Below are 25,832 nucleotides of genomic sequence, written 5' to 3'. Positions count from 1 at the left end.
CCCTCATCTTAATGATGAGGGCCAGTTAACCTTTACTGAGCAGGCTTAGCCCGGCATTTCTTCCACATCGATTTTAACGAAGGTCCAATAATAGGTAGGATCAACGTCAGTATCGCAATACCTAAGAATGTCGCTGTAATCGGGCGTGTATACAGAATCGATAAATCACCCTGAGACATCATTAAAGCACGACGTAAATTTGATTCAGCCATCGGCCCTAAGATAATCCCGATAACCACAGGAGACATGGAGAAATCGAGCTTAATCATAATGTAAGCGAGTAACCCTGCCCCCATCATCACGAATACATCAATGATACTATGGTTCACAGAATAAGCACCTACACTACATAATACAAAGATAATTGGTACTAATACGCGACGCGGAACATCCATCACTCGAACAAAGAGTTTCATACATAAGAAACCTAAGATACCGAGGAAAATATTCGCCATCATCAAGCCAATAAAGATGCTGTTAACTTCAACTGGATTGTCAGTAAAAAGCTGAGGCCCTAATGCCAATCCTTGAACCATAAATGCACCCATGATAATGGCAGTTGCACCATCACCCGGAATACCTAAGGTCATTAAAGGCACCATGGTTCCGCCTGTTACTGAGTTTGCACCGGCTTCTGGTGCAGAAACACCCTCTGGTGAACCGTGACCAAACTCTTCAGGGTGTTTAGACCAACGTTTTGCTTCGTTATAAGAGATAAATGATGAGATATCTCCGCCTGTTCCCGGAATTGCACCAATCGTTGTGCCAATAGCAGATGAACGGAAATAAGTCGGTAACACACGTTTAAAATCAGCCCATGTCGGTAATACACGGTGAATACGCGCGTTAATTTTTTCGCTCTTCTTCTGCTTACGTTCACGGTACTCTTCTTCAAAACTAATCAAGCCTTGAGAGAAAGCGAACAGACCAACCAAGATAGGAATAAATGAAACCCCACCCATTAGGTACACAGTATCAAAGGTGAATCGAGGTCCAGATGTCATTGGATCAAGTCCAATTGTTGCAATAGCTAAACCTATCGCCCCCCCCATTAATCCTTTCACAATCGATTGCGATGATACACTGGTAATAATACTTATGCCAAATACCGCGAGTGCAAAATATTCAGCAGCAGAGAAACCTGTTGCCACTTTTGCTAATTGAGGTGCTATCACAATCAGGGCAATCGTACTAAAGATCCCCCCGAACATAGAGCCCATCGTAGATAAACCCAGCGCGCGTCCTGCTTCGCCTTTTTTCGCCATTGGATAACCATCCAATACCGTTGCAGCAGAAGCGGGAGTACCCGGCGTACTAATCAATATCGCAGTAATAGAGCCACCGTAAACGGCACCACAATACATTCCTAATAACAGGAGGATCCCAGTCATTCCTTGGAAGGAGTAAGTTAATGGGAGAAGCAATGCAATTCCCATATTCACTGTTAGTCCCGGTAATGCGCCGATAATAATACCCGCGAATACCCCTAACAGGATCATCGTTATCGTTTCCAGAGTGAAAACGACCATTAAAGCGTCTAGTATTTCCATCTCAAAGCTCCTTTACCGCTTACTCAAAAAAGACGGAGGTTGGCAGAGGTGAATTAAAGATAATGTCAAAGAAGACATAAACGGCGGCAACCATCACAACCGGAATAACAACCAGTGCAATAGGTTTTCTTTCATTCATCAGCCACATAATGACCGGGATAAGAAGCAGTGACGGAATAATAAAGCCAAAAAAGTGCAGACCTGCGGCATAGACCAGCATAAAGAGGCCTAAGCCATAAGCGCGTTTAACTGCAGTAGAACTCAGGTCAACAGACTTATGTACATGTTTGATTTTATCAACCACGATACTAATCCATTGAAAAATCCCCAGTAAAATAAATAAGATGGCAAGACCATAAGGCCAAAAACGCTCCCCAGGCACACCATAATCATCAAACATGCTCATATCACGGGAGAGATAGATAATTAGTGCCCCGAAAGCCACTGAAATCGCACCGATGATTGTATTGATTTTTGTCATGTCGGGATCTCCCCGACCCTACCTGCCGTAACAGGTAGGGTGGTTTATAATAATAGAAAAGTTATTTTTTCAGGGTTGCTGAAATTAACTCAGCATACATCTCATGGTCTTCTTTCATCATTTGGTAAGCATCGTCACCAGTGATAAATACAGGCATAATACCTTGTTTTTTCAGTGCTTCTTGATATTCAGGTTTTTGAACCACTTCAGAGAATGCGCCAACTAACTCTTTCTTCACGTTATCAGGCACATTAGCGGTTGTTGCTAATACTGCCCAAGCACGCATTTTCACGTTAGTGTCTAATTTTAATGCTTCTTTGAAAGTAGGTACTGCTGGGAATAATGGGAAACGACGCTCATCCATTACACCAAGAACACGTAGAATACCGGCATCAACTTGAGATTTAACGGCACCCGGCGTTGTTAATACGCCATCGATGTGGTTACCCACTAAAGCAGCGATTGAAGGGCCAGTACCTTCGTTGTAAGGGATATGGTTAAATTTAGCGCCAGTGGTACGTTCGATATTAACGCCAGCTAAGTGATAAATAGCACCCATACCTGAGTTACCAACTTTCAGTTTACCCGGATTCGCTTTCGCTCCATCGATAAACTCTTGTAACGTGGTATAAGGTGATTCTGCATTAACAACTAACACTACTGGATCAGCGATAGTTGTTGCGATTGGGGTGAAATCTTTATAAGTAACTGGTGATTTTCCTTGGTGTGGGAACATCGCAAGTTCAACAGTAGTCATCACTAATTTCGTGCCATCTGGACGCGCATTAGCAACTTCAATCAGACCAGTTAAACCATTACCAGCTGGCTTATTCACAGGAACAAAAATACGTCCCGCTGGCATGACATCTTTTGCAAATTCAATGATAGTACGTGCTGAAGTATCAGTACCACCGCCCGGATTTTTCGGGATGACAACATCAATATTTTTTGTAGGATACGTTAACTGTTGGGCAACTGCGTTCCCCATGCCCAGTGTCATCGTAATCGCCAACGCTGCGAGTAGACTCTTTTTCATAAAACCCTTTCTCCACATTTTTATTGAGTAGCCATTAACTGCTGATAAACAATGTTTTTTCGATTCCAAGTAAAGGTCACGTGTAGGGTATTGTTTTCAGCAATAATAGCCGGATATGAAAATTCGCCTTCCCCATCGAGTAAATCGAATGGTTCAGACCAAGTACTGCCATTATCGGATGAAAGACTGACAGAGATTGGATAACGACGACTCCAGTTACCTGAATTCGGGTTATACACCAATGCCAGTTGACCATCTGCGAAGGAGACGACATCAATGCCGCTATTATTATTTGGTAATATTGTTGCATAAGCAGGACACCAACTGCGTCCATAATCCGTTGAATCGCTACGATAAATAGTACCGCGCGTACTCCGCATCATGGCATGCACATGTCCAGGCCGGGATTCCCATAGTGTTGGTTGTATCACGCCATCCCATTGAAAAACGCGTTGTAGATCAGTCTCCCATAAGGCATCGTCCTTTAAACCTTGCCAGATTTCATGTTCCGCTTGTTCACCTTTATGATGTTCAATTGGAATATCTACTCGCAACCAGTGTTGACCGTTGTCACTCGAAATATCGACAAACGCATCCCAGAATTGGTCATCCTCAACCGATCCTGGTGCCAACCACTCGCCATTCGACATCACTAACACTTTATTTTTCACAGGACCTCTAGGTGCTACATCACCAGAAACCAATTCACTCGGTAAACTCCAGCTATTTCCGCCATCCTTCGAGATAACGTATTGGGTCGTCCAACTATGTACATCGGGACCCGTTTTATAAAACAGCCAGATATTACCTGTTGATGGGTCAACATGTAAAACTGGATTCCAGTGCGCAACACCCGGATTTTTAACAACAGGTTGAGCGTGTTGCCAATGATCACCCTCTTTCATTACCAGCCAGATAGCGGTATTACCGCTACCTTCTTTATCGCCAGCAAAAAAAGCGGTTAACAAACGCTCAGAGTTAGGCACACGCACAATCGTTGAAGCATGGCAGTGATTAAAAAGTGAATGTGCATTATCAAGCACAAACTGGGTTTCCTTCATCACGAAAGGCATATTCCTACTCCTGTGTCCTAAATTAATCTAACAAAAGCCATTTTTTCATGTTTTCACCCAATGCAGTCATGCTATTGACGGCAGAAGGGAAAAATGAGTTTTCAAACTGACTGCTGTTACGGGAACGGCAGACCAGCGTACTGAAGTTACCAATCAGGCGCTGATGATATTTCGCGCATGCTGGATAATCCAGTGTTTCGGTCATCGCTGCTGTTGATAAATAATCTGCTAATACCGCAGCCTGCTCTGGTTTATCCTTCCAATTCTCATAAAGCCAAACATAAAGCTCTGGATGAAAGTTTGCCATTACACCGCTATATGCCTGACATCCAGCTTGGAATGAAGCTAATAGCGTTTGACTGTTGGCGTTTGCAAGATGCAAGCGAGTCCCTTTTGATAATGCCAAACGACGTTCTATCATCGGAAGAGAACAGCACGTATCTTTGATAAAGGTAAAGCGATTACTTTGTGCACACCACTCTACAATTTCTTCAGATAACAAGCGTTTGTAAGGATAAGGACATTCATAGATACCCAAATCAATCTCTTTTGGTACCACATTGGTTAAGACTTGCAGTGTTTCCAGCGCTTTATCATCCGACTCCCCGACTAGAGCCAAGCGATTACTGATCATAATGACGCCATCGACGCCTGTGCCAGCCATTGCCTGCAATTGTTCTTTTTGCTGACTTAATGCTGTTGCAGTATGACCAGAAGCAACTACAGGTACTCTTCCATCTGCTTTTTCAACGATAAAACGGGTGAGTGCTTGAGTTTCCTCATCACTTAAATAAAACATTTCGCTTGATTGGCAGGCGGCAAAGAGTCCGTGTACACCAGAATCGATATACCAGTCTACAAGGCGCTCTAATGACGCCCAATCAATCTCCCCTTTGGCATCAAAAGGGGTTAGCATAACAGGCCAAATACCGACGTATTTTTGCTGACTCATCATCAATTCCTTACAGTAAGTTAATGGCATCGCCTGCCACTTTCACTTGGATACCTTGAGTCAGTGCTTGAGCAACAAATGCTTTTAGCACAAACGCCAATTTATCCTCATCAACATAAGCCACAGTAATGTGGTTACTTTGATGCCCCGCCATAAGGTCATCACGAGTTACGCCATCTAACGTACAGTTCAATAATGGCCATTCGTAGTTAGTTGCTTTACGGCGACGTTCAAATTCTGCTTCAGGTAACTCCACAGCAACACCTGTACCAATATGCATAATCACATCAGTACCTTCATAGTGTGCACGGCCCCATAATAAGCGCCCTGCTTTGCCTTGACCTGCGATAGTTGAACCCCCTTTAGGGAAGAACATCGGAGGCTGGCGATAACCTGTTGCACCTTTTAAGCCACCTTTGAGGTGTTCAAAAGGAACAGAGCCTGAAATTTCCATATCCCAGTAAAATGTTCCTTCATACTCACTACCCCAACGAATGTCATGTAATGTGGTTTCAGCAGGTAATCCTAATGATGTTAATAAACGCCATAACATCGTTTGAGGAATAGCCGTACCCATATCCACTTCGTTGATACAAGGAATTGGCGTGTTAGGGCAGATAATTTCGCCGTTTTCATCTGGCAGTGGGAAACGTGCTGTTGAACCAATCGCACCTTCAGCAAAGTCAGACGCTGGGCAACAATCTTTTAAGCCCTGCTGATATTGCACACCCACCGCTGTTAGACCAAAACGTTTTACGAAACGCGCCATTGCAATCATCATGGCGCACTGCTCCATCACTTGTTCACGAGTGAGTTCAGTTTTGTCATCTTGACCAAACATAAACGTCATCCCGTTATCTTCGTACCACTGCAAACATGCCTCTCTTAATTCTGTCGGTACTTTCGCCATTTCGACCAGTAACGCAGATTGAGAAAGGGATTCAATTGGCATACCAATATTGATCATTGCCTGTTGTGGGAAGACCCCGTTAATCATTCCCATACAGAATGTATCGAACAAACCAATTATTTCTTTATTTTTAATTATATATTCGCCGACTTTACGACCTACTTCGCCAGCTTCTGTCGCCATTACCCTGTGTGTTGGCGCAATATCTGTAAGATAGCTAAGCTTATGATTTACATAACCATATTTCAACCAAGTTGCTAAACCATCTACAAAGAATTCATCATCAAACTCTTCTGACCATAAACGTGAATAATTTTTACCTAAACTAGTCATCGTGCCCGCTAAACACAACATGCCCACCAGACCCGGCCATGTACCATCAAAGTTAGCCAGCAGTAAAATAGGACCACGATGGTGTGCTAATGAAGAGGCAATATGGTGTGAATATTGCCATGCGGTTAATAACACGATAACTGGTGCATCAGGATCGATTGCAGCAAACATATCGCAACCTTCACGCTGACTACTGATAAAACCATGACCGCGAGCTTCATTAATTTCATAAGCACGCTTCATTTTGTAACCTTGAGCTTCTAATGCTGCAGCCAGTTTATCTTCAAATTTTTTCTGTACAGGCCAACACGTTACGTTTGCAGGCTCGCGTAAGTCTGCGTTGGTGACCATCAGGATCTCTTTCTGACCTGCTGTGATGGTTGTCGGTAATTTTGGTAGATTTAAGTTCAACATAAGATATCCCTGGTAAGGTAAACTCGGTTCATAATCGGAGAAATTCGTGGTCAACAATCTGACATCATTTCGTTATAACGCTGCTGATCTTGATACATCTGCAAATAAACTTGGTATTTGGCCTGATGAAAAGCAAACGTGTCGCTATCTGGTGTGATAATGCCACCTTCTCGTACCATTGCACTGGCAGCTTTAGAGAAATCATCAAAGGCTTTACATGCCACTGCACCTAATAATGCAGCCCCTAAATTCACCGCATCTTCTTCTTGCGCTAAATGAATTTCACGACCTGTCGCATTGGCATATTCGCGTAGCCACAATGGATTTTTTGTTGCACCACCACACATCACGATGCGATTAATTTGATGTCCAGCATCTTCAAGCGTGTCGATAATATGGCGTGTGCCGTAAGCAATAGATTGCAGTGTCGCGAGATAATAACGAGCTAATGCAACTCGACCACTTTCCAGCGTTAATCCGCTTACCATGCCTTTGGCGGCAGGGTTTGCGCGTGGAGAACGATTGCCATGATGGTCAGCTAAAACATGAAACTGTGCTGTTGGATATTGTTCATTCTCTTCCAATTCAGCGACAGCTTCGTTTAATAAGGCATAGTAGTTAACACCTTTTTCATTTGCTTCTTGCTCTAATTCAGCCCAAGATCCATGACGGCGGATAGACCATTCAACTAACGCACCCGCAGCACTTTGACCGCCTTCGTTTAGCCATAATTCGGGTAACATCGCGCCAAAATAAGGACCCCAAACACCGGGTACCATAATTGGATATTGGCTCACAATCATGTGGCAGTTAGACGTACCACTGATAATTGCCAAACTACCTTCAGGTTGTGATGCCGTTAATGCCAAGCCACCTGCATGTGCGTCAATAATGCCTGAAGCAACAATGACCCCCGTGTGCAAGCCAAATGCATTGGCAACCGACTCATCTAAACAACCCGCTTGTTCACCTAACGCAAGAATGGTTTGTGGTACTTTTTCTAATAATTCATCCAAACCTACATCGGCTAACAAACTCTCACTAAATTGCCCCTGATGTGCTAAATAGTTCCATTTACAGGTTAATGTACAAGTGCTTGCGACATCCCCTGATGTTGCTTTCCAAACTAAAAAGTCAGCTAAATCAAAGAATCGCCATACATTCTCATAACGCTCTGGGTAATTATTTTTTAACCACAGAATTTTTGGCAATTCCATTTCGATACTTACTTCACCACCAACATATCGCAGTGAAGGATCATTGGTGAGATTAATAGTGACCGTTTCTTGTACAGCACGATGATCCATCCACATGATGATATCTTGTTCAGCTTTACCGCTTGGTGAAACAGAAAGCCCTTTACCACCCTTATCTACTGCAACCAAAGAACAAGTGGCATCAAAACCAATAGATTTCACATGGATAGGATCAATAGCAGATAACGCCACCGACTCTTTTACGGTAGTGCAAACCTGCTGCCAAATATCGGTAGACGATTGCTCAACGAAATCCGTTTTTGGGCGGAATTGTGCAATAGGCCGAACAGAAAAGCCCAAACGCTTTCCATTGCTATCAAATACCGCTGCACGGACACTGGCTGAGCCAACATCAACGCCAATAAAATATTGTTGTTCCATGCGAACCCTCATCATTTGCTAACGCTATGCTAATTTTTGCTACTTCGAGTTAGCAAGTTAATTCGAGCATGACGAAAAAACAATCACAATAAGATTAGTTTGTGATGCAGATCTATATAGATAATATAATTATATGATTTTATTGATGATTTATTTATTTGGCTTTGTGGGTTATTTAAGTGATGTACTGAATCGATTATGTTCGTTATGAAACTAACGAACATTTAATTAATAGGATAAGTAAAAGCACTTATTGAAATATCAATATCTCGACAATAAATACGATTTTATTAAAAGATATCTCACTAATAATAAGAGATATTATTCAAAAAATAATGAAATAAGGAAAAACAATAATATTCCTATTGCTATAACGCGCTATTACTTTATTTTTAATAAGTTAACTTAAATTTATATATTCCTTTTTGGAGCATTTAATTATGTTGAAAAATATTGCTATCAGTCTTTCTCTGCTACTCATTTCCTCTTCTGCTTTTTCAGCGACATTAGCTGAAAGAGAATTACACCAAAAATTCGAAGAGAATATTCAGTCTCGTGTTGTTGATTTAAATAAAAGCTGCGATGCCAATATAAAAGTTGCTTTTGATTGGTCTGCATTTACTGCTGATGATTTAAAGACAATAGGTATTGATAGTTATTGTAGCGAAGGATTAAAAGGTGTAATTAATACTTGTGAGAGCTCGAAAATAGCACAAGAAACAGTAAAAGAAAAAATACAGAATATTACCTGTTCTAAAGCAACACCACGTAGTATTGAACTCAAAGAAGGCATGCTGAATTTTGGTATTGATTTCAATGCCTCAAACGATGCAAAAGCAGTTCAAGAACACTTAATGAATAATCTCTAAGTAGATTAAATTCAACAAGCAGTAATGCTTAAAGACATTGCTGTTTGTTGATTAAATAACAGCTTGAATAAGCTTTTTAGAATAATCATGAGAAACATTGCCTAAATTATTTATCTCACACAATTCAATATTCCTACCTTGTAAAAAAAACATCACTTTATCGCAGAAATAAGCCACCGTTTGAATATCATGGCTAATAAAAAGATAAGAGAGTGTAAACTCATCTTTTAACTGTTTTAATAAATCTAATATTTGAACTTGCGTGGGAATATCTAAAGAGCTAAGTGCTTCATCTAATACAATAAGTTTTGGATAAGACGCTAATGCACGACATAAACAGACTCGTTGAGCCTGCCCACCAGAAAGTTCGAATATATAACGTGTATAGCAACTTTTAGGTAATTCTACTTTATCTAAAAAAGCAAAAATAAGTGTTTTCAATGCTTGATGGCTAATACTTGGATTAATGATTTTAATCGGCTCAGCAATAATTTCGCCTACCGTTAATGTCGGATTAACGGAAGTCATATAGTCTTGAAAAACGATACTAATTATACCTTGGCGATGAAGTCGTTTTGTAACAGGCTTATTATTTAAAGCGATAACACCACTATCTGGTAATTCTAATCCGCAAATTAAACGCGCTAACGTACTTTTACCACTGCCACTTTCCCCCACTAATCCAAAGGCTTCACTCGAATTAATATTAAAAGAGAGTGAGTCGATAACCTTCACTTTTTCACCAAATAGTGTGTTATTTTTTTGAGTATAAAACTTACTAATATTCTCAACATTTAATAACATAAACCCTCTTTTATTATGATGATATTAATCTATTTTTTTATTAATCAATTGCTCGAAACGTAATGAAAGCTGTCGACGTGCATTAATTAAATAACGCGTATATTCATGTGTTGGGTGTGATAAAACGGTTGTTTTATCGCCACATTCAACCATTTTTCCTCTTTGCATGACGACTATATCGTCGGCGATTTCATTGACTAGCCCTAAGTCATGAGAAATAAAAATAAGTGTTGAGTGATGAGTTGTGACGACATGATAAAGCAATTTTAAAATATCTTGGCGAAGTGGTGCATCAAGCGCCGTTGTCGGTTCATCTGCAATTAATAACTTCGGTGATAAAGCAAGTGCAATCGCAATCATCACTCGTTGTAGTTGCCCACCGCTTAGTTGATGAGGAAACGCCTGCATAATAGATTGAAATTGATAAGGAAAAACATGAGATAATGCCGACTGAGTTTCTTCTATGGCTTGCTTTTTAGAATAAGAAAAATGGTAAATTAAAGTTTGGCAAAATTGCTTTCCTATTCTCATCAAGGGATCAAAGGCACTCATGCCATTTTGCACAATCACACCTAAAGATGTTCCTAATAAAACTCGACGTTGAGAAAGCGCTTCATGACTAATTTTCTTTCCTTCAAAGAAAATCTCCCCTGACATTGCTAATTGTTCAGGTAGCAATCCCATAATGGCTTTACTCATCAAACTTTTGCCACTACCGCTTTCTCCAACAATCGCTAGTGTACGTCCCTGTTTTATCGAAAAAGAGATATCATCAATCAGTTTTTTTCCGCTTTCTTGATGAAAAATAGAAACATGCTCAAGCGTCAGTAAGTTGTTCATGCTTTTCTCCTACTGACTGACGATTATCGGGATCAAACACATCACGTAAAAAATCACCCCAAAAATTAAATGCGGTGACAACAAGGGTAATCGCGATCCCTGCGGGTAACATTTGCTCTGGGTGTAATACCATGACATTTTTTGCTTCACTGAGCATATTTCCCCATTCTGGTGTGGGTGGCTGTACACCTAGCCCTAAAAAGGAGAGAGCAGATATCATTAAAATAACACTACCAATATCCGTTGATGCTAAGACAATAGTTTCAGCAAAGGTAACAGGCAATAGATGTCGCCGTAAAATATGACTAGAAGGTGCACCAATTACCTGTGCATATGCAATATAATTACGATGAGAATATTGGCGAACAACCCCTCTGATCATTCTGGCATACCATGCCCATTTCACTAAAATAACGGCAATTAAGATATTACCAATACCTGGTCCCATTATTCCCACTAATGCTAAGATCATAATTTCTGCTGGAAATGACAAAACCACATCACATAACCGCATAATTAATGTATCTGTCTTGCCATGAAAAAATCCGGCTAACATTCCCATTAACCAACCAATTATTAATGTCACACTCATGGCTAATAAGGCATAAAATACCGTTGTTCTTACACCAAACAATAATCTTGAAAAGATACAGCGTCCTAAATTATCCGTACCTAACGGATAATCAAAACTCATTGGCTTAAATTTCAAACGTATCGAGGTTAATGTGGGATCATGCGGTGCCAACCAAGGGGCGAATATTCCTGCAATAACCACAATCATAATCACCAATAAGCACAATTGTGCGCTTTTATCTTTTGTAAGTCGTTGCCAAAACAGTTGCCACATCATTATCTCCTTAACCGTGGATCAGTCATCATTTGAATAACGTCCATCAGAAAATTAAAAAAGAGAAATAACAGTGACATTAATAAAATATAGGCTTGTATCATCGGATAATCACGACCAAATATAGCACTGATACATAGTCGTCCTATTCCCGGCCAAGCAAAAATATTTTCAATCACCACCGTACCAGCGATAAGCTTTGGAATGCTCATTCCCAATGCCGTTAAACTAGAATACAACGAATTACGCAAAATATGGCGACGTAAAATAAGGTTATCGGGTAATCCACGCGCTTTGGCATAGAATACATAAGGCTGATGCCATTGATTTAACATCGCTCCGCGTAATAACCGTAAATAAGTGCCGATATACCCTAAAGAGAGTGCCAGCGCAGGCAAAATAACAGACTGTGGTGATAACATACCGCTGACAGGCAACCAATCTAAATAAACAGCGACTCCCCAAATTAAAAGCAACCCTAACCAGTAATTAGGAATTGCCGTTAAAACAAACACAATAAAACGAATGCATTTATCCGTAAAACTTTGAGGTTTAACCACACACCATAATGCTAAAGGTAATGCCAGAATAATCGTAAAGAATAGCGCCGTTGAGGCCAACCAAAGTGTTGGCGGTAATGCTCTTAGCATCTCTTGAATAACAGGGGTTCTTGTAAGAAAAGAAGTACCAAAATCGAGTTGTAAGCCTGATATTAGCCATAAAAAGTAACGTGTGAAAAAAGGCTTATCTAATCCTAACTCATGGCGCATACCTTCAATGGCTTCGGGTGTTGGCACTATTTCATTGACGCGTAACGCGACTTCCGCAGGATCAGATGGGGCTAACTCCAACAGAATAAAGGCAATAAATGAAATCATCAGTGCCAGTGGGAAGATAGCCAGCACTCTCCAGAATATATAACGTAGCATAAGGTTTGATCAGTGTGGCACGTTGATATTACGTGCCACACTTATTTTGGTTAATCTCATTGATGCATTAATTAAGGCTTAAAGCGCATCTTTTCAAACGGTATTTCATATTGAGATGGATTAAAGCCCACATTTTCTAATTCACTACGATGGATAGCCTTAGTACGTGAATAAGTTAATGGAATATAAACTGCTTGCTCTGCTAATGAGGTAAACAAGGTTTTATATAATTCCTGACGACGTGCTTCATTAGGTGTAATTAATAACTCACCAATCATTGCATCCAATTGGGTTTTATTCGCCAATCCTTTTTGCCCTTGATAATCCGCGTGAGCAGGAATTCTAAATGATGAAACAAAAGAAGCCGGATCGTAAGGTGTTCCCCATGAGAGCGAATATTGTAAATCGAAATCACCATTCTTTTGTCTATCTAAATAGGCTTGTTTCTCTTCACCTAAAATCGTTAAGCCGACACCAATCTTTTTAAAGTCATCTTGAATAAGTTCAGCTATCTCTTTCTCAACAGCATTATTCACATTATAAGAGAGCAATAACTGTAATTTCTCACCTTGCTTCTCACGGATAGTCTTACCTTTTGGTAATACCCAGCCTTCAGACTCTAATAGATCAATCGCTTTTGTAGGACGATAAATATAAGTTGGGGAAGCGAAATCACAGTAAGGAACACTGCGCGCCATTAAAGTATCAGCGACTTTCTCACTACCCGCTAAAATCCCTTGTGCAATCCCTTCTTTATCAACCGCATATTGTAATGCTTGGCGTACTTTTTGGCTGGATGTCATTGCACGGCTACTATTAAGCACAATGGCACGAGACGCGATCGGCGCACTCATTTCAGTTTTAAATTTATCTGATGCCATAAGAGCTTCAAATGAATCCATATCTAACATGTCGCCATCTGCACCAAAAATAAGCTGGATATCTCCTTTTTGCAGAGAAAGCAGCATAGTTTGTCTATCGGGGATCACTCGCCACATCACGCCATTTAGTACTGGTTTTTCTCCCCAATAATTTGGGTTAACTTTAAACTCAGCATATTGGTCTTTTTTATGCTCAGTTAATACCCAAGGTCCTGTGCCTACATAGTTCGCAACACCCGTTTTAGTTTTGCCATTAATAAAAGAATTCGGCGAAATAAAACGGAATGGGCGAGTTAAACCTAATTCCGTTAATGTTGGGTAGTAAGGATTTTTTAAATTTAATTTAACAGTGAATTCATCAACAATTTCAACGCTATCAATCTGACGAACTAACTCTAACCACGCATGACGTTCATAGTTGTCTAGTACCGCCTCAATGTTTAGTTTTACTGCTTTAGCATTAAAAGGTTCACCATCACTAAACGTCACATCATGGCGTAAAAAGAAAGTGTAGCTCTTTCCATCAGGAGAAATATCCCAACGCTCCGCTAAATAAGGTGCAACGCCTTTTTCGGTATTTAATACAAGGGATTCAAATACCATGTTTTGAGCTGCCATCTCACCAGAGTAGAGATGCGGGTTGATATCACGAATATCTTTTGTGCTGGCATAATCCAACATATTATTACTTTTGTCTGCTAATGCAGGAAAAGCACATGCCAGTGTTAATAATAGCGTTGGGAACACTGAAAGTAAGGGCTTCACGTTATTCTCCTTTAATTGTCTATTCTTTGTTTTTGTGCGTGGATCATAAACATCGGTGTTGAACCATAATTGATTTTTTCTTCTTCGTTCCACACGAAATCACCAATACGAGTATCTATCATATACCGATTAAAACCGACTTCTAACAGGGTGTTTATATCCCATTGTGGACGTTTCATTTGACTTAATGGTAATTGGCGAGCAATTCGTTCCATCTCTTTGGTATCTGTATTGACGTAATGATCTTCAACTTGCTTTTCAATTGAACGCTCTCTATCCGCCACAAAACCTTGCCAGTAGCTTTCATCAAAGAGATGTAAATACCAGTTAGCATCAAAATTAATTAAACTGCCACCCGCTTTTAATACTCGAAACCACTCCGAATACGCTTTTTGAGGAGCTTTTAAATTCCATGTCACGTTGCGACTAACCACTAAATCGAATTGTTCACTGGCAAAAGGCAGTTGGTGCACATCACCGCGAACAAATTGAATATTTGCCTTGTGCGTTTGCGCATTTTGTTTGGCTTCCAGCAACATACCTTCCGTTGCATCAATTGCCGTTACCTCATGACCTGATAACGCTAATAAAATGGCAAAAAAGCCAGGACCCGTTCCAATATCAAGCACTTTTAAGGTTTCACCTACTTTAGTATGTCCCAATAACAGATGGCGCCATTTCTGTTGTTTCTCGCTCAGCAATTCCTGTTGATTCGACTCACTATAACTTTCAGCTCTGATATTCCAGTAGCGAGTTACATCATTAAGTAATTGGTTATTATTTATTTTATTTGTCATCAGAAACCTGCTGTTATATCAACGTAAAGAGAGGAATAAATTCCCCTAAAAGCGAATGATTTGGCTATTTTTTAGTGTGGGTAACATACCTTGTAACCCCAAGATGCTCTATGTGCTATATCAATATTCACCAGTACTCAATAAGGAAGATCTGCCAATTTGCGATCTTCCTCTTTAACATAAATGCGCCATCCTAATGGGTGTAAAGATAAATAAGCAAATGGATTATTTTCCCTGTTAAAATAGAGAAATAAATTGAGCGAATTTAGAAATAAAAATTAATTTTGTCTTATATTAAAAAAGTGAGCGCTTTAATTTCACCTTTTTTATAAAACCGTTATAGTCAATAATATTGTTATCTTAAATTTCTTTCTTTAAACGAATATAGCCGTCACATAAGGCTCTCTAAAATATGAATCGAATCTCACGATTAACGGCTGATATTACCCGCGCCGATTTTGCCTTAACGCATCAACAGCAATTACTTCAATTGCTGACTCAACACTTTCCGACTAAGTACCGCTCTCTATTTGCAACGCCAGAGAAAAAATCGGATGACGTGGTGGAGTGGTATTCTCCGGTTTCTGGTAATCCTGTCGCTTTAACGTCATTACAAGGACAAGAACAGCAAGAAATAAGACGTATTTTAGATGAACGCCTTAACGATATTAAAACGCAAACGGCGCTATTAGCATCACAAAATAGAATTACGGATGAAGAGCGCCATCTTTTAGATACAGCATCAACGCTACCTGATAGCGAAAGTGTCTATATTATTAATGGGCAACCTGTTATTACATGGTGGCCGCGCACCACACCATTACCGCCCCCTATTGCACAAGTTACCGCAGGTGCAAGTGCCGCAGCAGCAGGCGCTGCTCTTGCCGATGTACCCGCCAAAACACGCAATCGCTGGCTACGTTGGTTATTATTGCTGTTATTCCTACTGTTTTTGGTCTTACTGGCATCTTGGCTAAAAGGCTGTTTTGATCCGAAAGCGGTTCCTCCCGTGGTTGAAGAAAAACCAGCCGTTGTCATACCGCCAAAACCAGAACCTGTCCCTGAACCAGAGCCTATTCCTGAACCCGTTCCAGAGCCTGTACCTGAGCCGGAGCCTACTCCTGAACCTGTACCAGAGCCTGTACCAGAACCAGCTCCAGTACCTGCGCCTAAACCTGTGCCAGTGAAAAAACTCACGCCACTAGAGGCTTGTGTGCAAGATGAACTGAAAAAATCGGGTGTGACGGAGAAAACAGCAAATGCAACCTGTGAAAATCGCTTAGCCAGCAAAATTAAGCAAATGTGCCCAGCTGAACGTCCACCAGAATTAGCACCTCAAGTTATCATTATTTTTGATGCTTCAGGTTCAATGGCATTGAGTATGAGTTTAACGGAAGACGACTTGGACTTTATCGCTAGCTCAGGAAAACTGTTCGCGGGTTATGATGCCGAACCTCGTCGTATCACCGTGGCAAGAAATGCAGCAACAAAAATTATTAATAGCATTCCTTCAGATATGAAGATCACCACCGTTGTGGCATCAGACTGCGGTGTAGTGAAATCAAGTCCAACTTATGGCGGTAATGAACGCTCAAAATTACTGAGTTACATTAAACGAATTGAACCTGATAGTGGTACACCTTTAGCCGAATCCATTAAACGTGCTGGCAACCTAATCAAGGGAAATAATCGTGACACCATCATTGTACTATTATCTGACGGTCTAGAATCATGTGATGAAGATCCTTGTGCCGCCGCTCGTACATTAAAACGTGCTCACCCTCGCGCCGTCATTAATGTGGTTGATATTTTAGGTACGGGGGCTGGTAACTGTGTGGCGAATGCCACTGGTGGTAAAGTATTCACGGCACGTAATGCTAATGAAGTTACTCTAATGACTCGAAAAGCAATTGAAGATTATATTCCAAAGAATTGTAAATAATGATTGATTACAGTTTCTAATATTTAATTCACCCTCTTTGGTTTCACATTGAGGGTGAATTTTTCACGTATTACGTGTATTTTATTATTATATTGGCACTGGCAAACTCTATATCTTATCTATTTAAGACCATTCCTTAATTGTCTATTTTTTCTTTTCTTATTCTCTCATTATTCATGAATAAACCTATTTTGTGATTATTATCACAACAATGAGACGTTCATTAACAGTTTATCCTTTTATATTTTGTCTTTTTTTCCTTCTATTTCATTATTTTTTAATGTAAAAACCAATATATCGGTGATTTAATCCATATATTTAACAAAATATAGCGCAACCTGTAATGTCATTATTTAATTATCATAATCGTCATCTTAATATTCCCCTTTTCACACAAGAAAAATAAAAAAGCCTTTAATAATAATCAGTTAATTAACCCTAAATAATCCGCTAGATAGACACCCAATTTCTGATAATATAAAATGTATATAAATTTTATATCTTTATTTTTAGCCTTAAAGCCTATTTACGGATAAGCCAACTTACCCATAGATAATCTTGCCTAGCGGAATGATCGTCGTGAATAAAGCATTCTTACGAAGTGGTAAATTAGAAAGTTACCTCCCGATGGGAGAAAATGGACAGGCTGTTTATATCTCTGCTCTGCAGCTGCGTGAAACCCTACGTTTAAGAGGAAAGGCACATATTTCTCAATGTCTTGCTATTCCTCAGCCAAATGAAACTGGCGAGCGTATTGACTGGTATTCACCGATTGATGGCTCTATTATTCCTTGGTCTGCGGCTTCAGAAGAAGAACGCACCGCTGCTTATGCGCTACTGAAAAAGAATCAAGATGATTTAATCGCCTTTAGTGAACAAGAACAGCAAAGGGCTGGAAATAAAGAAAGTCAGCTTTTTGGTGCCTTACTCAGTAAAACTATCCAATTTCCTGACGAAAACCATATTTTTATTGTTGATGGCCAACCTATTATTACCTTCTGGGGTTTTGTCAGCGCCAATCAACAGCTTAGAGTTGACCCTGTTGCTTGCTTAAAACCGACTGTGGCACCAATCGCACCAACATCAACCGTGGTTCCACCAGTGCAAGAAAAAGTCATTATTACTGACACTAAGCGCCCTTGGTGGCGTTTCTTATGGTGGCTGTTACCTCTATTATTACTTCTACTGGCGATTTTCTTCTTAAGAGGCTGTTTTTCAACGCCAACGTTACCTACGGTCGATATTAAAACGCCAGATATTGAAGCGCCTAAATTGCCCGATCCGACGCTTGAAAAGCCCAAAGTCCCCACGGTGGTGACTCATGGCCATACCGTTGGTATACCAACAGGTACAGTTCACACAGGAACATTAGGCACCGTTGATGCCAATGGGAATGTGATTAATGGCACTGATGGGAACGGCACAGTAGTTGATCCTAATACTGGTTTACCTGTGGTTGATCCTCAAACAGACAATAACCAAGGTGCCTTACCTGAAGGAACATTGCCTGAAGATACACAACAACCTAACGTACCTCCGGTTGATCCTGCTGCACAAAATGAACAACCGAAAACAGATAACAATCAAAATACAGGGAATGAGAACAACACTCCTAACCCTCCTGTTGATCCCAATGCACCACCAGATGTCACACCGCCTACAACAGCTGATAACACAACACCACTGACTATTCCTGCGAATGCGTTAGCCAATGGCTCAACCCAATTCCTAAATGGCCAATGGAAAGCAGGGGCAGGAATTCAAGATCAAAAAACAGGTAAACCACTGAGCCTAAATTACCAATTAGATAATGGTAAAGGACAAGTCGTCATGACTCGCAGTGATGGCGTGACCTGTAAAGCACCTGTCAATGCAGCCGTCAATCAAGGCGGATTAAATATTAATAACCAAGGTCAAGCTCTGTGTAGTGATGGCTCAAACTATTTGATGCCAAATATTATTTGCCAACCAGGAAGCCAAAATATTGCTGATTGCCAAGGAAAATATGAAAACAATCAGCCATTCCCATTATCAATGAAGCGGGAGAATAACTAATTCATGTTAGCGCCACTGACCGATTATAAAGATAAAATTACCCTTATCCGTGACAGCAATATTCAGTTTCTGGATTTCGGTTTTACGCTACCACAGCGCAAAGAGTACGGTGAGTTTGTTAAAAAAGGCGAAAACGGCCCGTTAATGAGACTCATCTATAATGAACGAGATGATAACTATCTTTACCCAGCACCTAAAAACCAGCCTCAAACACCGAGAGAGGCGGAATTTAGCTTCTCTCTTGAAGAGTCATTAACGCTATTAAATGACACATGGCTGCCAGTGCCATTTTTCCGTTTTAATCCCCCCCGCGCATTCTCACAAGGCCCCGATAACTGGGTAAGAATGATGTTTCATCAACTGCCAGAGCCAGATGAAGATGGACATACTCACCGCGTTGTTGTGGCATTTGATACTCGAATTGAACCGAATCGCACCAATACCGCTTATCTGGCGCCAAACGAAGAAGATGTTCGCTCTGGTGTCGCTTTTGCGTTGGCATATTTGGGCTATGAAGTTGAGAACTTCCTTGAAACACCGTGGATTGATGGTTGGTTAAAGGAAGTCTTTAGCGAAAGAGCACTGGCTGTGACCAAAATGTACCATGATGAACTTGAAGATGCGCTTAAAGAGTTTCAACATCAGGCACATTATCTCAATTTACTCAATATCTTAGGTGAGAAGCTACATTTACCTGAAATCAAAATTAACGAAACCAAACCGCAAGAGCCAGCGATTGAAGTTGATCTTATTCTTGATGTGGGTAACTCTCGTACCTGTGGGATCTTAATTGAAGATCATATCAATGATAATAAAGGGCTAACGCAACTCTATGAAATGACATTGCGTGATTTAAGCCACCCTTATCAAATCTATAATGAGCCATTTGAAAGCCGTGTTGAATTTGCGCAAGCTGAATTTGGTAAACAAGATTTCTCAGTGAATAGCGGTCGTAATAATGCCTTTATGTGGCCGACGATTGGTCGTGTTGGCCCTGAAGCCAACCGCATGGCTGCGCAACGCTTAGGTACTGAAGGCTCAACCGGTATTTCAAGCCCTAAACGCTACTTATGGGATGATTCACCGTATTCTCCTGGTTGGCGCTTTAGTCGCTCTTTTGGTCAAACAGACAGAGAGCCTCTGGCAACTGCTGTTCCGATGACATACCTTCTAAACGATCACGGTGAACCGTTATTCCGTTTAGAGCCTGATGATCGCATGCCGGTATTTACGCCAAACTATACCCGTAGTTCATTAATGACCATGATGTTAACCGAAGTGTTAGCACAGGCATTAACGCAAATGAACAGCCCAGCTCAACGCCTTAAAATGAGCCACGCAAGTGCGCCTCGTCAATTGCGTAATATCATTTTGACTATTCCACCAGCGATGCCAAAACCAGAGCGTGCCATTTTTGAAACATGCATGGAAAACGCATTAGGACTCATTTGGAAAGCAATGAATTGGGATCCAACTGACGAAAAACTCCGTTTTGATGGCAAAGATGAACAGTGTCGTATCCCGATGCCAAACATCCATGTGAAATGGGATGAAGCCACTTGTGGGCAGTTAGTTTACCTCTACAACGAAACACAAATTAAATTTGGTGAGCGTACTGAAGCCTTTTTTGCCAGCCAAGTGCGTGAAGATAACCGCGCATTAACGGGTGATAGCTCGTTAAAAATTGCCTCAATTGATATTGGTGGTGGAACAACCGATCTCGTTATCACACGTTATAAACTGGATACGGGTACAGGTAGCAACGTCAAAATTATTCCAACACAATTATTCCGTGAGGGATTCAAAATTGCGGGTGATGATATTTTATTAGATATCATCCAGATTTGCGTACTGCCAGCATTACGCACAGCATTAACGGATGCAGGTATTTCTGATGCCGATGCTCTGATGTCTTCTCTTTTTGGTAGTGAAGGTTTAGATGCAGGGCAACAAGTGTTGCGCCAACAGCTTACCCTACAAATCTTTAATCCGATTGGATTAAAAATTTTAAGCCAATACGAAAACTACGATCCATTAGTTCCACATGAAGGCATTAACAGTACTTTTGGTGAATTACTTAACGTTCTACCGACAGAGCATGTACGTCGTTATATTGATGACGCAACCAATAAAGAGCTAGGTGGCGGTGAGAGTTTCTCCATTTTAAATGTGCCAGTACAAATTAACTTTGCACAATTGCACGCCGAATTTATTTCAGGTGAACGCATTAATATCACCCGTAGTTTAAAAGCCCTATGTGAAGTGCTTTATTACTACTCCTGTGATGTTTTACTACTGACGGGTCGCCCTTCTCGCTTACCGGGTATTCAAGCACTATTAAAAGTATTACAGCCGGTACCACCTTCTCGTATTCTGCCATTACATGGCTACAAAACAGGTGGTTGGTATCCATTCAACAAAAAAGGCCGTATTGACGATCCAAAATCAACAGCAGCGGTCGGTGCGATGTTGTGTTTAATGGCTGAAAATGCACGTTTACTCAACTTCTACTTCTCGACAGGTAACTTTAAAACTTACTCAACAGTACGTTATTTAGGGATGTTGGATAATAACAACACCATTTCTGATAATGACGTTTACTACCGTGATATTCAGGATAAATTTGAGCCTGATCCTGATACCTATTTTGAAGTCAGAGGCGGGATCCGCTTAGGTTTCCGTCAATTAGATAATGCCCGTTGGCCTGCATCTCCACTTTATACTTTGCGCATTAAAAATCCGAAATTGGCACAACAACTTAGCCAAGAAGACAGCGTATTGCATATCAAGCTAGGAGAAGAAAGAGGTGCTTCTGGTCATAATGATGACAATAAATCTGAAAAATTACGTATTGAAGAGATGGAGCTTATTAATGGCAAAGGTGGCGTTAATAAGAACGGTTTAAGCTTCAAACTCAATACGTTAGCAGATAGTGGCATTGGTGAAACATCCTATTGGCTGGATAGCGGGAGTGTATTAGGTAAATGAATATGATGGATGAAAAACAGTTAACAGCCAAATGGGATGCCATTTATCAAGGCGCGGGTAAAGCCATTGATTGGGTAACGGCAGTAAGAGGTAATGCACCTCGTTTAAATACCGAAGCCGATAGCCTTATCTATCGTCTGCGCCGTAGCCGTAACATGGCAAAAAATCTCAGTTTAGCAACACAGCGGCCAATGTCTGTGGGCTTTTTTGGTCTCTCTCAGGCAGGAAAATCGTACCTGATTTCAGCACTTGCCGCAGGGCAAGATGGTCGCCTAAGAACCAGTATGTCCGGTAAAACCCTTGATTTTATCGACCACATCAACCCGCCGGGTGGCGGTAAAGAAGCCACAGGCTTAGTGACTCGCTTTAGTCGCAACGCGACAAAAGGTACGCAAGAGTTTCCTGTTGAGCTACATCTTTTTAGCGAAATTGAGATCGTTAAAATTCTCGCCAATGCCTACCTGTATGACTTTAATCAGGAAAAAATTGAATTTGAATTAGATGACGAGAAAATTTCCCGTTTAATCAATTCATTAAGCACACAATGCAGTGCTACACCCGTTGCTGGCATTACTCATGATGACGTTGTTTCATTATGGGATTATCTGCAACGTCATGCTGAAAAAAGCCAGAAAAAATTGGCTACAACCTATTGGCCTAAAGCGATTGAATTAGCGCCTTATCTCAGCATTGCGCAACGCGCTAAACTCTTTTCTGTTTTATGGGGCGATATTGCAGAGCTGACATCCGCTTATCAACGTTTTAGCACCACACTTGCCTCTTTAGGTAATGCACCTCTTGTTTTGGCTCCGCTCTCTTCTTTAGTCAAAGAGCAAGACGGCGTATTAGTACAAAAAGACAGTATTATGAACGTGGATATGTTAGAGCGTCTCAATACTGCCAATGATAGTCAGATCAGTATTTGTCCTGTTCATGGCGATCGTATTGATGCCCCTGTGACTCTTTCGTTAGCAGAGTTAACTGCGCTGACGGTTGAATTAGTCGTTCCGTTATTAGATGCGCCAAGTAAAGCCCTGTTTGAACACGTTGAACTGCTCGATTTTCCGGGCTATCGCGGTCGTTTAGGGGTTGAAACTATGGCAGATGTGCGTCGTCAGGTTAACGATGACAGTGCAAACCCGCTGGCACAGCTTATTCTACGGGGTAAAGTCGCCTATCTGTTTGAGCGTTATACCGATAACCAAGAGATGAATGTGTTAGTGGTATGTACCGCATCAAACAAACAATCAGATGTGAAAGAAGTCGGTGCGGTCCTCACAGAGTGGATCAATAACACGCAAGGTAAAGATGCGCTAACACGTGCTAAACGCCCTTCTGGTTTAATCTGGGCAATGACCATGTTTGATATGCGGATTACTAACTCCTTAACCATGAATGAAGCCTTATTACGTCAATCATGGGGTAAAGGTGGCATGATCAAAATGGCGATGTTAGAGCGCTTTGGTCAATATGAATGGATGTCATCAGATTGGATCAACGGTGAAGCATTTAATAACACCTTCTTAGTGCGTAAACCGGGCGTACCTACTCCGTTTATTCAAATTAGTAATGGCAAAGAGACATTTCTAAATGAAGACAGTGTTTCTCAGCTACATCTGATGAAAAAAACCTTTGCTGAAGATGAAACCGTCCAACGCTATATTCGTGAGCCAGACCAAGCATGGGATGCCATGTTGTCGCTTAACGATGGTGGTATGCAACGCCTTGCTAACTACCTTGAAACCGTTGCCTTAAAATCACTAAAACTTGAACGTATTAGCGAGCAACTACAAGAAATTCAACGTGATTTAATCGGTCATCACCTTGAAAAATGGTATCAATCAGGTGGTGAAGAAGAGCTTCAAGTCAAACGCCGTAATGCAGCCACTATTTTACGCTTTATGCAAAGTCGCCCTTATTTACAAGGTGCATTACTGGATTACCTGTTGCCTTCTCGCAAATCACTCTACGACCTTTATATGCAGGAAAAAGAGGTTATCGATACGCTTTCTGATAAGAAGGCAACACAAGCCCCTGTTTCCGCCTTTGCAGCTATGGAACAACCTGCTTTCGATCTCTTTAGTGATGCGCCAATCTCTCTAGTAGCAGAAGAAGATGAAGCCCCTAAAGGTCACGGCAATGAGGTTACTTACCCTAAAAAAGTGATGGCATTATGGATAAACCATCTGCGTAGCCTACCTGATAACAGTACTTTGTTGACCTACTTAGGCATCGATCAAGAAATTATGGTGCTGTTAGTTGATGAACTGATCACTGCTATCAACCGCCTTGGTGTTGAACAACGCATGCAGAAAACCCTTGCAGGAACAGAAGCCATTGCTCGTCGTGATGACTTAGCTGAACAGCAATCATCCCGTGTTTATAATGTGCTAGGTGATTTTATTACTTGGTTTAATTTCAAAGATAACGGTGTTGAGAAGCCTGATAGCAAAATCAATGCAGGTCATAAGATCTTTGAAAGACCCGATAGCGCTAGCGTGCAATGGGGTGATGATGAGCGTTTAGTCCGCTTACCTACCAACCCTGTTAACTATACCCTTTTATTTGTCATTGATTGGCTTATCGCTTTATCAGCGGTTATTACTGAGAATGCAGGGCATTCAGCGGGAAGAGAGATCAGTGCTGAGCAAAACGCACTATTAGGCCAAATAATTCAAACCATGAAATCATCCGTCGTGGAGTCATAATTCGTGTTTAATCCAGAATTAAAACCCGTACAACCTGCTCGTCCCGGCTTTGCGGTATTAAGTATTCGTAATTGGGAAGGTGACGCTTCCCCTGTTTATTTAAGCATTCAGCGTAACCAAGATCGCTACTTCTTAAATGATAAAGGGGAATGGGTAGGTAATGCCTTTTTCCACCAGCTTTCACTTGAAGAGGCTGATGATGGTTATCAAATCGTTCTTGATAAAACGCTCGTTGACCCCCTCGTTAGCAACTTACAGATGGCGTATCAATTTACGTTAAAAGACGATAACGAAACACAAGATATCGGGCGATTACGTATTCGTGATGGCGTATTAGCCTCACAAGCACAAGGCCAAAGTGAAGCATTAAAATCAACGGCGACATTAGATAATCAGTCAATTCCGCCTGCTCCTATTATTGAAGAAACAGCACCGGAGCCAGAACCACTCAAAACTGAGCCTGAAGAAGTAGAGCCGATCATCCCTGAAATCAAGGTAGATGAACCGCCACAACGACCAACACCACCTGCGCCGAAAAAATCAAAAATTGGCTTAATTTTAGCCATTATCTTGATCTTAATTTTAGCGGGTATCTTAACATGGTTCTTTTTACTAAGAGGTAATCCTGCTGGTGAACCTGCCCCACAACCAACACCAGAACCCACAACACCAAGTGTGTGCAGTGTTGAAAATATGAAATCGGGTACAGCATTGGCCTTTGTACAAAGTTGCATACAGAGCCAACCGGATAGCAAAACTATTCTTGCAACCATTGAACAAGCGAAACAGAACAATCAATGCGATGTTGCTCAGCGTTTATATGCTTATAAAGCACAATCAGGTGATGTTGATATCGCACTGAATTACGCTCGTGAATACGATCCTGAAACCGCATCAGCACAAGGCTGCTTTAGTGCAGACAAAGAAACGGCCATTTATTGGTACGAAGCGGTTCTTAATCACGACTCACAAAACAGTGACGCAAAAGCGCGTCTTGAAGCTTTGAAAAAATAGGAAAGTC

At 41.0% G+C, this 25,832-nt stretch carries 19 protein-coding genes; 6 read left to right on the top strand and 13 right to left on the bottom strand.

The genetic code is table 11. The features are described from left to right. Nucleotides 1-32: 32 nt before the first annotated feature. The 7 genes from GTK47_RS03210 to GTK47_RS03180 all read right to left on the bottom strand — a co-directional run bounded on the left by GTK47_RS03210 (nt 33) and on the right by GTK47_RS03180 (nt 8,386). Entirely contained in the window at nt 33-1,550 is a 1,518-nt protein-coding gene (locus tag GTK47_RS03210; protein ID WP_165122122.1) for a tripartite tricarboxylate transporter permease, read from the bottom strand. 19 nt (nt 1,551-1,569) lie between these two features. Next, nucleotides 1,570-2,031, bottom strand: coding sequence for a tripartite tricarboxylate transporter TctB family protein (locus GTK47_RS03205; RefSeq protein WP_109401613.1), 462 nt, complete (start codon nt 2,029-2,031; stop codon nt 1,570-1,572). A 61-nt stretch (nt 2,032-2,092) separates the two neighbouring features. Then, nucleotides 2,093-3,067: a tripartite tricarboxylate transporter substrate binding protein gene (locus tag GTK47_RS03200; RefSeq protein ID WP_227718964.1), complete on the bottom strand. Its 975-nt coding sequence runs from the start codon at nt 3,065-3,067 to the stop codon at nt 2,093-2,095. Nucleotides 3,068-3,087: 20 nt separating this feature from the next. After that, nucleotides 3,088-4,140, bottom strand: coding sequence for an exo-alpha-sialidase (locus tag GTK47_RS03195; RefSeq protein ID WP_088494293.1), 1,053 nt, complete (start codon nt 4,138-4,140; stop codon nt 3,088-3,090). Nucleotides 4,141-4,162: 22 nt separating this feature from the next. After that, nucleotides 4,163-5,092 (bottom strand): dihydrodipicolinate synthase family protein, encoded by a 930-nt coding sequence (locus GTK47_RS03190; protein WP_165122121.1) that lies wholly within the window; start codon nt 5,090-5,092, stop codon nt 4,163-4,165. Nucleotides 5,093-5,102: 10 nt separating this feature from the next. After that, a complete protein-coding gene (locus tag GTK47_RS03185) occupies nt 5,103-6,749 on the bottom strand; it encodes a signal transduction protein (protein ID WP_165122120.1) in 1,647 nt (548 codons plus the stop codon). A gap of 50 nt (nt 6,750-6,799) precedes the next feature. After that, nucleotides 6,800-8,386 carry an FGGY-family carbohydrate kinase gene (locus GTK47_RS03180; RefSeq protein ID WP_165122119.1) on the bottom strand — a complete coding sequence of 529 codons (1,587 nt, stop codon included), beginning with the start codon at nt 8,384-8,386 and terminating at the stop codon, nt 6,800-6,802. Between the two features lie 440 nt (nt 8,387-8,826). Here GTK47_RS03180 and GTK47_RS03175 point away from each other — a divergent pair, with 440 nt between their 5' ends. Further along, nucleotides 8,827-9,255 (top strand): hypothetical protein, encoded by a 429-nt coding sequence (locus GTK47_RS03175; RefSeq protein WP_165122118.1) that lies wholly within the window; start codon nt 8,827-8,829, stop codon nt 9,253-9,255. Between the two features lie 51 nt (nt 9,256-9,306). Here GTK47_RS03175 and GTK47_RS03170 read toward each other — a convergent pair whose 3' ends face one another. The 6 genes from GTK47_RS03170 to GTK47_RS03145 all read right to left on the bottom strand — a co-directional run bounded on the left by GTK47_RS03170 (nt 9,307) and on the right by GTK47_RS03145 (nt 15,118). Next, a complete protein-coding gene (locus GTK47_RS03170) occupies nt 9,307-10,059 on the bottom strand; it encodes a dipeptide/oligopeptide/nickel ABC transporter ATP-binding protein (RefSeq protein ID WP_165122117.1) in 753 nt (250 codons plus the stop codon). A gap of 24 nt (nt 10,060-10,083) precedes the next feature. Next, nucleotides 10,084-10,899: an ABC transporter ATP-binding protein gene (locus GTK47_RS03165; protein WP_165122116.1), complete on the bottom strand. Its 816-nt coding sequence runs from the start codon at nt 10,897-10,899 to the stop codon at nt 10,084-10,086. Continuing rightward, nucleotides 10,877-11,746, bottom strand: a complete 870-nt coding sequence (gene opp1C / locus GTK47_RS03160; protein WP_165126463.1) for a nickel/cobalt ABC transporter permease — start codon at nt 11,744-11,746, stop codon at nt 10,877-10,879. Before opp1C ends, GTK47_RS03165 begins: the two co-directional genes overlap by 23 nt. A 2-nt stretch (nt 11,747-11,748) precedes the next feature. Beyond that, on the bottom strand, nt 11,749-12,675 hold the full coding sequence (gene opp1B, locus GTK47_RS03155) for a nickel/cobalt ABC transporter permease (RefSeq protein WP_165122115.1): 927 nt from the start codon (nt 12,673-12,675) through the stop codon (nt 11,749-11,751). Nucleotides 12,676-12,746: 71 nt separating this feature from the next. Beyond that, nucleotides 12,747-14,321, bottom strand: a complete 1,575-nt coding sequence (gene nikA / locus GTK47_RS03150; protein WP_165122114.1) for a nickel ABC transporter substrate-binding protein — start codon at nt 14,319-14,321, stop codon at nt 12,747-12,749. A gap of 11 nt (nt 14,322-14,332) precedes the next feature. After that, nucleotides 14,333-15,118: a methyltransferase domain-containing protein gene (locus tag GTK47_RS03145; RefSeq protein ID WP_165122113.1), complete on the bottom strand. Its 786-nt coding sequence runs from the start codon at nt 15,116-15,118 to the stop codon at nt 14,333-14,335. Nucleotides 15,119-15,530: 412 nt separating this feature from the next. Between GTK47_RS03145 and GTK47_RS03140 the strand changes: the two genes are divergently transcribed. From GTK47_RS03140 to GTK47_RS03120, 5 genes are all read left to right on the top strand, one after another. Continuing rightward, nucleotides 15,531-17,060, top strand: coding sequence for a VWA domain-containing protein (locus tag GTK47_RS03140; RefSeq protein WP_165122112.1), 1,530 nt, complete (start codon nt 15,531-15,533; stop codon nt 17,058-17,060). Nucleotides 17,061-17,639: 579 nt separating this feature from the next. Further along, nucleotides 17,640-19,115, top strand: coding sequence for an SrfA family protein (locus GTK47_RS03135; RefSeq protein WP_165122111.1), 1,476 nt, complete (start codon nt 17,640-17,642; stop codon nt 19,113-19,115). A gap of 3 nt (nt 19,116-19,118) precedes the next feature. Further along, on the top strand, nt 19,119-22,103 hold the full coding sequence (locus tag GTK47_RS03130; RefSeq protein ID WP_165122110.1) for a virulence factor SrfB: 2,985 nt from the start codon (nt 19,119-19,121) through the stop codon (nt 22,101-22,103). Nucleotides 22,104-22,105: 2 nt separating this feature from the next. Further along, on the top strand, nt 22,106-24,811 hold the full coding sequence (locus GTK47_RS03125; RefSeq protein WP_241256062.1) for a virulence factor SrfC family protein: 2,706 nt from the start codon (nt 22,106-22,108) through the stop codon (nt 24,809-24,811). 3 nt (nt 24,812-24,814) lie between these two features. After that, nucleotides 24,815-25,825, top strand: a complete 1,011-nt coding sequence (locus tag GTK47_RS03120; protein ID WP_165122108.1) for a hypothetical protein — start codon at nt 24,815-24,817, stop codon at nt 25,823-25,825. The last annotated feature ends 7 nt before the right edge of the window (nt 25,826-25,832 follow it).

The sequence above is a fragment of the Proteus sp. ZN5 genome (genome assembly GCF_011046025.1).
Taxonomy (GTDB): Bacteria; Pseudomonadota; Gammaproteobacteria; order Enterobacterales; family Enterobacteriaceae; genus Proteus.
Note: the sequence above shows the minus strand (reverse complement) of the source record. Positions and strands in the feature narration are given on the sequence as shown.